We start from the raw sequence: 10,653 nt of genomic DNA, 5'->3' as shown, positions 1-10,653 counted from the left end.
CGCCACCGGCTGCGTGGCTGCCAGCGACGGATCGCCGAGGATCGGGTAGGTCCCGAGCGCGGGATCGAGCCCCACCGGCGCGGAGATCGGGATCTCACCCGTGGCGGGCAGACCCGACGTCGAGATGGGTACCGCCCCCAGCGCGGGATCGGTCAGCGCCGGCGGAGTCGACAGGCCCGGCGTGGTCAGTCCCGGGGTGCTCAGACCGGGGTCGGTCAGTGACGGGGTGGTCAGCCCGGGGGAGGCCAGCGCCGGATCCGTCAGTCCCGGGGTGCTCAGACCGGGGTCGGTCAGTGACGGGGTGGTCAGCCCCGGGGAGGCCAGCGCCGGGTCGGTCAGCGCCGGATTGGCCAGGCCGGGATCGGTCAGCGCCGGCGCGGTGAGACCCGGTGAGGTCAGGCCGGGCGAGGCCAGGCTCGGTGTGCCCAGGCCGGGGGCGTAGGTGACCGGGGCCGAGGCTCCGGTCCCGGTGAGCAGACCGGTCGGCATCGGCGGGAGATTGATGCCGAACTGGGAAAGGCCCTGCGACAGCGCGGACATCAACTCGCCGGGAAGGTCGGCGATGGACGCGGCCTGGACGAACTCACGATGCTCCGGCTCACCGTCGCCTGCCGGTTGTGCGGACAATTGGGAAGCGGCAACAACTGCAACTGGACTTGCGACTGCCAGAGCGGCGACTGTGCTCAAGGCTGTCGAGAGCCGGCGTCGACGTCGGTTCGGCACGGAAGTCTCCTCAATACATGGATTACGTACTGGCGTACGCGCTCGATGTTACTGATGTGACTGATGTGTCTAGAGTGACGAGACTGAATCGTGAGCGAATCGCGACCTGCGCGGCTCGGTCGTTTCGGGTCGGGCAGCGCCGGTCGGATACCCTTGCTGCCGATGATCTCTCCTGATCCCCGGGCCGCAGCGCGTCCGCAGGCCGACGGATTCGATCTGTTCGTCGTCGGTTCCGGCTTCTTCGGCCTCACCATCGCCGAACGGGCGGCGACGCAGCTGGGCAAGCGTGTGCTCGTGATCGAACGCCGCCCGCACATCGGTGGCAACGCCTACTCCGAAGACGAGCCCGAGACCGGTATCGAGGTCCACAAGTACGGCGCCCACCTGTTCCACACCAGCAACAAGCGGGTGTGGGACTACGTCCGGCAGTTCACCGACTTCACCGGCTACCAGCATCGCGTGTTCGCGCTGCACAACGGACAGGCCTACCAGTTCCCGATGGGGCTCGGTCTGGTCAGCCAGTTCTTCGGCCGGTACTACTCGCCGGACGAGGCCCGGGCGCTGATCGCCGAACAGGCCAGCGAGATCGACACGGCCGACGCGCAGAACCTCGAAGAGAAGGCCATCTCGCTGATCGGACGTCCGCTCTACGAGGCGTTCGTCAAGCACTACACCGCCAAACAGTGGCAGACCGACCCCAGGCAGCTGCCGGCGAGCAACATCACCCGGCTGCCGGTGCGCTACACGTTCGACAACCGCTACTTCAACGACACCTACGAGGGCCTGCCCGTCGACGGCTACACCAGATGGCTGGAGAACATGGCCGCCGACGACCGCATCGAGGTCCGGCTGAACACCGACTGGTTCGACGTGCGTGACCAGCTGCGCGCCGCGAACCCGGACGCGCCGGTGGTGTACACCGGCCCGCTGGACCGGTACTTCGACTACGCGGAGGGCCGGCTCGGCTGGCGCACGCTGGACTTCGAGCTCGAGGTGCTGCCGACCGGAGACTTCCAGGGCACTCCCGTCATGAATTACAACGACGCCGACGTGCCGTACACCCGCATCCACGAGTTCCGGCACTTCCACCCCGAACGGTCCTATCCGCCGGACAAGACCGTGATCATGCGCGAGTACTCGCGGTTCGCCGACAACGACGACGAGCCCTACTATCCGATCAACACCGATGCCGACCGCGCGCTGCTCGCCGCCTACCGGGCGCGGGCCAAAGCGGAGACCGCGTCGTCGAAGGTCCTGTTCGGCGGCCGGCTCGGCACCTACCAATACCTGGACATGCACATGGCGATCGCCAGCGCGCTGAACATGTACGACAACACGCTCGCGCCTCATCTGCGTGACGGTGCGCCGCTGGTCGACGCCGAGACAGAAAGCAGTGGAACATGAGTGACATCCCATCCGGGGCGCTCGAAGCCGAGAAGCCGCGAGCGGTCAGCCCGCTGGCCCGCGTCATCCTGCCGCGGCCGGGTGAGCCGCTCGACGTCCGCAAGCTCTATATAGAGGAATCCGACACCAACGCCAGGCGTGCGCACGCGCCCACCCGCACCACGCTCGACATCGGCGCGGAATCCGAGGTGTCCTTCGCCACCTATTTCAACGCGTTCCCGGCCAGCTACTGGCGCCGCTGGTCGATCCTGGACTCGGTGGTGCTGCGGGTGGAACTGACCGGCAGCGCCCGCGTCGACGTCTACCGGTCCAAGGCGACCGGCGCCCGGATCACGGTCGGCGGCGCCCCGGTCGCCGGCCCGGAGGACGGTCCGCCCGCGGTGGTCGAGTTCGAGATCGAGCTGGCCCCGTTCGAGGACGGCGGCTGGATCTGGTTCGACATCACCACCGACGCGAAGTCCACCCTGCACCACGCCGGCTGGTACGCGCCGATCCCCGCGCCGGGGCGGGCCAACGTGGCGGTCGGGATCCCGACGTTCAACCGGCCGTCGGACTGCGTCAACGCGCTGGCCGCACTGACCTCCGACCCGCTGGTCGACGAGGTCATCAGCGCGGTCATCGTCTCGGACCAGGGCACGAACAAGGCCAAGGACCATCCCGGCTTCGACGCGGCCGCCGCGCGGTTGGGTGCCCGCCTCTCCATTCATAACCAGCCCAACCTGGGTGGCTCCGGCGGCTACAGCCGGGTGATGTACGAGGCGCTGAAGAACACCGACTGTGAGCAGATCCTGTTCATGGACGACGACATCCGCATCGAGCCCGACTCGATCCTCCGTGCGCTGGCGATGAACCGGTTCGCGAAGGTGCCGACCCTCGTCGGCGGTCAGATGCTCAACCTGCAGGAGCCGTCGCACCTGCACGTCATGGGCGAGATGGTCGACTCGGCGAACTTCATGTGGACCAACGCGGTGAACACCGAGTACGACCACAATTTCGCGAAGTATCCGCTCAACGACGAAGAGGAACACCGCAGCAGGCTGCTGCACCGGCGCATCGACGTCGACTACAACGGCTGGTGGATGTGCATGATCCCGCGGCAGGTCGCCGAGGAGCTCGGCCAGCCGTTGCCGCTGTTCATCAAGTGGGACGACGCCGATTACGGCCTGCGGGCCGGTGAGCACGGGTACCCGACCGTGACGCTTCCCGGCGCGGCCATCTGGCACATGGCCTGGAGCGACAAAGACGACGCGATCGACTGGCAGGCGTACTTCCACCTGCGCAACCGACTGGTGGTCGCGGCGCTGCACTGGGACGGCGACATCCGCGGCCTGATCGCCAGCCATTTCAAGGCCACGATGAAACACCTGCTCTGCCTGGAGTATTCGACTGTCGCGATCCAGAACAAGGCGATGGACGACTTCCTCGCCGGCCCGGAGCACATCTTCTCGATCCTGGAGTCGGCGCTGCCGGAGGTGCGCAGGATGCGGCAGGAGTATCCCGACGCGGTGGTGCTGCCCAGCGCGTCGGCGCTGCCCGCGCCGTCGGACAAGCGGTGGCGCAAGAAAGTCCAGATCCCGACCGGTCCGGTCGCCATCTCGACGCGGCTGGCCCGCGGGGTGCTGCACCAACTCAAGGCGCACGACCCCGAGCACCACCGGCGCCCGCAGATCAACGTCGCGACGCAGGACGCCCGGTGGTTCTCGTTGTGCAAGGTCGACGGCGTCACCGTGACCACCGCCGACGGACGCGGCGTGGTCTACCGGCAACGCGACCGGGAGAAGATGTTCGAGCTGCTGCGGGAGTCGCTGAAGCGCCAGGCGCTGCTGGCCCGCAGGTTCAACCGGATGCGCAAGGTGTACCGCGCGGCCCTGCCCACGCTGACCAGCACGCAGAAATGGGAAAGTGTGCTGCTCCAAGCCGAATCCAGCCATGTCTGACACACCGCGCGGCGAAGACGCCGTGCTGGTGGCCGTTCAGCGTGCGCTGGCCGACCGGCCCGGGGTGCTGCCCGCCGCGCGCGGGCTGTCACATTTCGGTGAACACAGCCTCGGCTGGGTCGCGATCGCCGCACTCGGCGCGCTGCTGTCGCCCCGTCGTCGCCGCGGGTATCTCGCCGCGGGCGCCGGGGCGTTCGTGGCCCACGCCGCGGCCGTCGTCATCAAGCGGGTGGTACGCCGGCAACGGCCGCACCACCCGGCGATCGCGGTCAACGTCGGAACCCCGAGCCGGTTGAGCTTCCCGTCCGCGCACGCCACGTCGACGACCGCGGCGGCGGTCCTGCTCGCGCGGCCCACGGGCCTGCCGCTGCCGGCCCTGCTGGTACCGCCGATGGCGTTGTCGCGGCTGGTGGTCGGCGTGCACTATCCCAGCGACGTGCTCACCGGGGTGGCGGTGGGGGCGGCCGTCGGAAAAGCAGTCGGCAGGCTGACGGATACCGTCGCCGACCGGGATCGTAGGAGGACACCCCGATGAGCACGTCCGAGGTGGGGCAGCAGCCGGGTCCGACCGCGGGTCCGCCGCGGAACTTCGCCGCCGGCGTCGTCAAGGCGCTGCGCCCGCGGCAGTGGGTCAAGAACGTGTTGGTGTTCGCGGCGCCGGTGGCCGCGCTGGCCGACGCCAGCTTCGTCCACCGCCTGGGCGAGGACTCGCTGTCGCTGCTGCTGGACGTCGCGATCGCGTTCGTGGTCTTCAGCCTCGCCGCCTCCAGCGTGTACCTGGTCAACGACGCCCGTGACGTCGAGGCCGACCGCGCGCACCCCACCAAACGGTTCCGGCCGATCGCCGCGGGCGTGGTGCCCGAGACGTTCGCCTACGTGCTCGCCGTGGTCCTCGGCGTGGTGTCACTGGTGATCTCGTGGCTGGTCACGCCGAACCTCGCGCTGGTGATGGCGGTCTACATCACCGTCCAACTGGCGTACTGCTTCGGTCTCAAACACCAGCCCGTGATCGACATCTGCATCGTGTCGTCGGGCTTCCTGATCCGCGCCATCGCCGGCGGTGTCGCCGCCGATGTGCCGTTGTCCCAGTGGTTTCTGCTCACCATGGCGTTCGGGTCGCTGTTCATGGCAGCCGGAAAGCGTTACGCCGAACTGCAGTTGGCCGAGCGTACCGGCGCCAAGATCCGCAAGTCGCTGGAGAGCTACACCAGCTCGTATCTGCGCTTCGTGTGGACGCTGTCGGCCACCGCGCTGGTGTTGTGCTACGGACTGTGGGCCTTCGAGCGTGACGCGACCGGCGGCACCTCCTGGTTCGTGGTCTCGATGATCCCGTTCACGATCGCCATCTTGCGCTACGCCGTCGACGTCGACGGCGGCATGGCCGGGGAGCCCGAGGAGATCGCCTTGAAGGACCGGGTGCTCCAGCTGCTGGCGCTGGCGTGGATTGGAACCGTCGGTGCCGCAGTCATCCTCAGTTGAGAAGCTGACCGTCCCGGCGTTCACCCGCCGGCCCGCACGCCCCTCCGACGCATCGGTGCGGGTGAGCCTGTGGTTGTCCGTCATGCTGGTGGCCCTGCTGTTCGGCTGGGGCGCCTGGCAGCGCCGCTGGATCGCCGACGACGGCCTGATCGTGTTGCGCACGGTGCGGAACCTGTTGGCCGGCAACGGCCCCGTCTTCAACGCCGGGGAGCGGGTGGAGGCGAACACGTCCACCGTGTGGTCGTACCTGATGTATCTCGGTGGGCTCGTCGCCGGCCCGGCGCGACTCGAATACGTGGCGCTGGTGCTGGCCCTGGTGCTCAGCGTGCTCGGTGTCGTGTTCGTGATGCTGGGCACCGCGCGGTTGTACGCGCCGACGCTCAAGGGGCGCCGGGCGCTGCTGCTGCCCGCGGGCGTGCTGGTCTACATCGCGGTGCCGCCGGCACGCGACTTCGCCACCTCCGGACTCGAAAACGGTTTGGTGCTGGCCTATCTCGGCCTGCTGTGGTGGATGATGGTGGTCTGGGGGCAATCACTGCGCGGGACGCGCGACACGCCGCCCGAGCGCGGCGCGACCACCTCGCGCGCGTTCGACCTGACCCTCGCCTTCGTCGCGGGTCTGTCCGTCCTGGTGCGGCCCGAGCTCGCCCTGATCGGCGGCCTCGCGCTGGTGATGATGCTGATCGCGGCGACGGACTGGCGCGCGCGCGGGCTGATCGTCGTCGCGGGCGGCCTGCTCCCGGTGTGCTACCAGATCTTCCGGATGGGCTACTACGGCCTGCTGTTCCCGGGCACGGCGCTGGCCAAGGATGCGACGGGCGCCAAGTGGCAACAGGGGTTCGTGTACCTCGCGAACTTCAACCAGCCCTATTTGCTGTGGGCGCCGGCTGTGCTGCTGATCGGCCTGGCGATTATGGCGATGCTGTTGTGCGGCAGGCCGGACTGGGTGAACCGACGCGCCCCCGCCGGTTCCGGCTGGCTGGCGCGGACGGTGCAAAGCCCTTCTGCCGTGGTGCTTTTCATGCTTCTGAGCGGGTTGCTTCAGGCCGTGTACTGGATCCGCCAGGGTGGTGACTTCATGCACGGCCGGGTGCTGCTGACACCGCTGTTCTGTCTGCTGGCCCCGGTCGCGGTGATCCCGCTGATGCTGCCCGAAGGTCGCCGGATGGCCAGGGGCGCAGGCTATCTGTACGCGGGCGCCACCGGCTTGCTGTGGCTGGCGGTCGCGGGCTGGGCCCTGTGGGCGGCCAACAGCCCGGGGATGGGCGCGGACGCCACCCGCGTCACCTACACCGGCATCGTCGACGAGCGCCGGTTCTACGCGCAGGCGACCGGGCACGCGCATCCGCTGACCGCCGCGGACTACCTCGACTACCCGCGCATGCGCGCCGTACTGGTCGCGATCGGGAACACCCCTGACGGTGCGCTGTGGCTGCCGTCGGGTAACTACGACATGTGGGACGTCGTGCCCGCCTACCCGCCGCCGCCGGACGCGCCGGCCGACTACCGCGGCCCGCAGACGGTGTTCTTCACCAACCTCGGGATGCTCGGCATGAACGTCGGTCTCGACGTGCGGGTGATCGACCAGATCGGTCTGGCCAATCCGCTTGCGGCGCATACCGCGCGGCTCGAAGACGGCCGTATCGGTCACGACAAGAACCTGTTCCCGGACTGGGCGGTGGCCGAGGGGCCGTTCCTCAAGGAACCGCCGTACATCCCCGCCTATCTGGACGAGGACTGGATTCGCCAGGCCGAGGCGGCGCTGAAGTGTCCGGAGACCGAGGCGGTGCTCAACGCGGTCCGGGCGCCGATGTCGCCGAGGCGATTTCTGTCCAACCTGCTCAACGCCGCGGAGTTCACCGGTTACCGCATCGACCGAGTGCCGCTGTACGAGTTGAGGCGGTGCGACCTGCCGATACCCGAACCGGTCAACCCGCCGTACACCGGGCTGCCCCCGGCCGGGCCGTAGCGCGCCCGCGATTTGTTGGCGGGAAGGGTTTTCTGCTTACGTAACGCTGCAGCCATGTCGGTCAGATAAGGCATGTGAAGGGGTCTGTGAGGGCCCCGCACATCCGCGGCGCCCGCGCTCGCGGAAAGGGAGATCACCACAAAGGTGTGGTTGACTACACGGGCAAAGTGGCCGACTCCAGGGGACCGTCCGTTCTGGACGGGCGGCCTGTTGCTGCTTACGACAGATGGGAAGAACACAAGCATGAAGCTCGTTGGGGCGCTGCCCAGAGTGATACGTAGGGTAGGCCGCCGGCTGACGGTGGCCGCGCTCGCGGCGATCGTGCTGCCCGGCCTGATCAGCGCGGTGGGTGGTTCGGCCACCGCCGGCGCGTTCTCGCGTCCGGGTCTGCCGGTGGAGTACCTGATGGTGCCGTCGGCCGGGATGGGTCGCGACATCAAAGTCCAGTTCCAGAGCGGTGGCCCGAACGCCCCCGGCGTGTACCTGCTCGACGGTCTGCGCGCCCAGGAGGACTTCAACGGCTGGGACATCAACACCGCGGCGTTCGAGTGGTACCTCGACTCCGGTCTCGCCGTGATCATGCCCGTCGGCGGCCAGTCCAGCTTCTACAGCGACTGGTACAAGCCGGCCTGCGGCAAGGCGGGCTGCAGCACCTACAAGTGGGAGACCTTCCTCACCCAGGAACTGCCTGCCTACCTCGCCGCGAACAAGGGCGTGAACCCGAACCGCAACGCCGCCGTGGGGCTGTCGATGGCCGGTTCGGCCGCGCTGACACTGGCGATCCACCACCCGCAGCAGTTCCAGTACGCGGGCTCGTTGTCGGGCTTCCTGAACCTGTCCGAGGGCTGGTGGCCGATGCTGGTCAACATCTCGATGGGTGACGCAGGCGGTTTCAAGGCCGACGACATGTGGGGTAAGACCGAAGACCCCAACAGTGCGTGGAAGCGCAACGACCCGATGGTCAACATCTCGACGCTGGTCGCCAACAACACCCGCGTCTGGATCTTCTGCGGCAACGGAAAGCCGGCCGAGCTCGATTCGGGCATGACGTCGGGCAACCTGTTCAACGCGAAGTTCCTCGAGGGCTTCACGTTGCGCACCAACAAGACGTTCCAGGAGGAGTACATCGCCGCGGGCGGTAAGAACGGCGTGTTCAACTTCCCGTCCAACGGCACCCACCAGTGGGCGTACTGGGGTCAGCAGCTGCAGCAGATGAAGCCCGACATCCAGCGGGTGCTCGGCGCGGTGCCGCAGCCGTCGGCCCCGGCCGAGCCGGTCGTGACGCCGGTTTCGGGCGGCTAGACAACGACATATCCGACGGCGGTGATCCTCTCGCGGGGTCACCGCCGTCGATCGTTTTGCCCTCCGGCCACCGGTGGTGATGTGGTTCACTACTGCGGAAAGCAGGCCCGGAAACCCGTGCGCAGAAGACGAGGTGGCGAATGCACGCGATGTGTCGAGCGATTGCAGCGGCGGTACTGGCCGTGGCGGCGATCTTCGGGGGCGTGACCGCGCCCGCCAACGCTCAGGGCGTCGAGATGCTCATGGTGCCGTCGGCGGCGATGGGCCGGTCGATCCCGGTCGCGTTCCAGGGTGGCGGGCCGCACGCGGTGGTGCTGCTCGACGCGTTCAACGCCGCTCCCGACGTCAGCAACTGGGTGACCGCGGGCAACGCCATGAACACGCTGTCCGGCCTTGGGCTCTCGGTCGCGGCGCCGGCCGGCGGGGCGTGGAGCATGTACACCAACTGGGAACAGGACGGCAGCAAGCAGTGGGAGACCTTCCTCGCCGACGAGTTGCCCAACTGGCTGGCCGCGAACAAGGGGCTGGCACCCAACGGGCACGCGATCGTCGGCGCCGCCCAGGGCGGCACCGGTGCGCTGACCATGGCCGCGTTCCACCCCGACCGCTACCGCTTCGCCGGATCGCTGTCGGGGTTCCTCACGCCCTCCGCGACCGCGATGAACGGCGCGATCACCGCCGGGCTGGCCCGGTTCGGCGGCGTGGACACCCGCAACATGTGGGGCTTGCCACAGCTGGGGCGCTGGAAGTGGCACGACCCCGACGTCCACGTGCAGCTGCTGGTGAACAACAACACCCGGCTGTGGGTCTACAGCCCGGCGGCGACGACCTGCACCGATGTGCCCGCCATGATCGGCTACTGTGACCAGGCCCAAGGCAGCAACCGCACCTTCTACCAGCACTACCGGGCGACCGGCGGCGGCAACGGCCACTTCGACTTCCCGACCTCGGGCAATCACGACTGGGGTTCGTGGAGTGCGCAGCTCGCGGCGATGACCGGCGAACTCGTCGCGACGGTTCGCTGACCGGAAGTCGGGGGAGCGCCCGGTACCTTGGAGTCGTGCAACACGGCTCACGCGCGATCGGGGTGGCAGGGCTGTCCGCGCTCGTCGCGTTCCCGGCCGCCTGGCTGACCGGATGCGCGCTGGACGGCGACATGCTCGCCGGCATGGGCTCGGAGGTCGAGACCGCGCCGCCGCACGGCCGGTCGACCGCCGCGCTGCCCGGCCCCGGGAACCCGGCGAGGGATTCCAACGCGCTCGTCGTCACCCCGCGCCAGCGGGACTATCTGGACGCGCTGCACGGCGCCGGAGTGACGCCGTCCAGCGATCTGTCGGCCCTGAACATCGGCTCGTATGTGTGCCAGGCGCGCGCCGCCCGGCAGAACGAGCAGGCGGTCTGGGACTTCGTGGCCCCGCTGGTACGCAACGACGTCGGTGATTCCGACGGTGACGGCGGTTCGCCCGGGCAGGTGCCGTCGGCGAACGACGTCGCCTCCGCCACCGCCGACTACATTCGGATCGCGACCGAGCGACTCTGCTGAGCACGACCGACCCCGCGCCCCTCATGGACCACAGGAGCACCTGACGCATGGCCAAGACCAATCGGTCGACCAACCGGCGGAAACGCCACCGCCTCCTGGCGCTGTTCGCCGCCGGCGCGGTGGGCCTCGTCGTGGTGCTGATCGTGGCGATCGTCATCGTGGTGCTGCGCCGGCCCGAAGCGCCGCCGACCGCGGCGCCGCCGACGTTGCCTGCCGCGGCCACCACGACGACGTTCTTCACGTCGACCGCGTAGGCCGACGCGGAGCTCGGCAGGGCGGCGTGGAGGGAAAGGGGG

General features: G+C 68.7%; 10 protein-coding genes. 9 read left to right on the top strand and 1 reads right to left on the bottom strand.

Annotation, left to right across the window (positions count from 1 at the left end; all coding sequences use genetic code 11):
- Window positions 1–723, bottom strand: a 723-nt coding sequence (locus tag ASJ79_RS10215) for a hypothetical protein (protein ID WP_067954755.1), incomplete at its 3' end; no start/stop codon positions are given.
- A 162-nt stretch (window positions 724–885) separates the two neighbouring features.
- Here ASJ79_RS10215 and glf point away from each other — a divergent pair.
- The 9 genes from glf (at window position 886) to ASJ79_RS10170 (ending at window position 10,611) form a co-directional block, all read left to right on the top strand.
- Window positions 886–2,127: a UDP-galactopyranose mutase gene (gene glf, locus ASJ79_RS10210; RefSeq protein WP_067954751.1), complete on the top strand. Its 1,242-nt coding sequence runs from the start codon at window positions 886–888 to the stop codon at window positions 2,125–2,127.
- A complete protein-coding gene (locus ASJ79_RS10205; RefSeq protein ID WP_067954746.1) occupies window positions 2,124–4,064 on the top strand; it encodes a glycosyltransferase in 1,941 nt (646 codons plus the stop codon). The genes glf and ASJ79_RS10205 overlap by 4 nt, the downstream gene beginning before the upstream one ends.
- Window positions 4,057–4,599: a phosphatase PAP2 family protein gene (locus tag ASJ79_RS10200; protein ID WP_067954743.1), complete on the top strand. Its 543-nt coding sequence runs from the start codon at window positions 4,057–4,059 to the stop codon at window positions 4,597–4,599. Before ASJ79_RS10205 ends, ASJ79_RS10200 begins: the two co-directional genes overlap by 8 nt.
- On the top strand, window positions 4,596–5,543 hold the full coding sequence (locus tag ASJ79_RS10195) for a decaprenyl-phosphate phosphoribosyltransferase (protein WP_156448366.1): 948 nt from the start codon (window positions 4,596–4,598) through the stop codon (window positions 5,541–5,543). The genes ASJ79_RS10200 and ASJ79_RS10195 overlap by 4 nt, the downstream gene beginning before the upstream one ends.
- The gene (gene zomB, locus ASJ79_RS10190; protein ID WP_082753761.1) at window positions 5,521–7,512 is read left to right on the top strand and encodes a flagellar motor control protein ZomB; all 1,992 of its coding nucleotides are present in this window, start codon (window positions 5,521–5,523) and stop codon (window positions 7,510–7,512) included. The genes ASJ79_RS10195 and zomB overlap by 23 nt, the downstream gene beginning before the upstream one ends.
- A gap of 243 nt (window positions 7,513–7,755) precedes the next feature.
- Window positions 7,756–8,814: an esterase family protein gene (locus ASJ79_RS10185; protein ID WP_067954739.1), complete on the top strand. Its 1,059-nt coding sequence runs from the start codon at window positions 7,756–7,758 to the stop codon at window positions 8,812–8,814.
- Between the two features lie 140 nt (window positions 8,815–8,954).
- Window positions 8,955–9,839 carry an alpha/beta hydrolase-fold protein gene (locus tag ASJ79_RS10180; RefSeq protein WP_067954737.1) on the top strand — a complete coding sequence of 295 codons (885 nt, stop codon included), beginning with the start codon at window positions 8,955–8,957 and terminating at the stop codon, window positions 9,837–9,839.
- Between the two features lie 35 nt (window positions 9,840–9,874).
- Window positions 9,875–10,357 carry a DUF732 domain-containing protein gene (locus tag ASJ79_RS10175; protein WP_231750806.1) on the top strand — a complete coding sequence of 161 codons (483 nt, stop codon included), beginning with the start codon at window positions 9,875–9,877 and terminating at the stop codon, window positions 10,355–10,357.
- Window positions 10,358–10,404: 47 nt separating this feature from the next.
- A complete protein-coding gene (locus ASJ79_RS10170) occupies window positions 10,405–10,611 on the top strand; it encodes a hypothetical protein (protein ID WP_067954735.1) in 207 nt (68 codons plus the stop codon).
- Window positions 10,612–10,653 lie beyond the last annotated feature (42 nt).

This window comes from Mycobacterium sp. NAZ190054 (genome assembly GCF_001545925.1).
In the GTDB taxonomy this organism is placed as follows: Bacteria; Actinomycetota; Actinomycetes; order Mycobacteriales; family Mycobacteriaceae; genus Mycobacterium.
The sequence above is the reverse complement of the archived record's forward strand: the minus strand, read 5'-3'. Positions and strand labels throughout refer to the sequence as shown.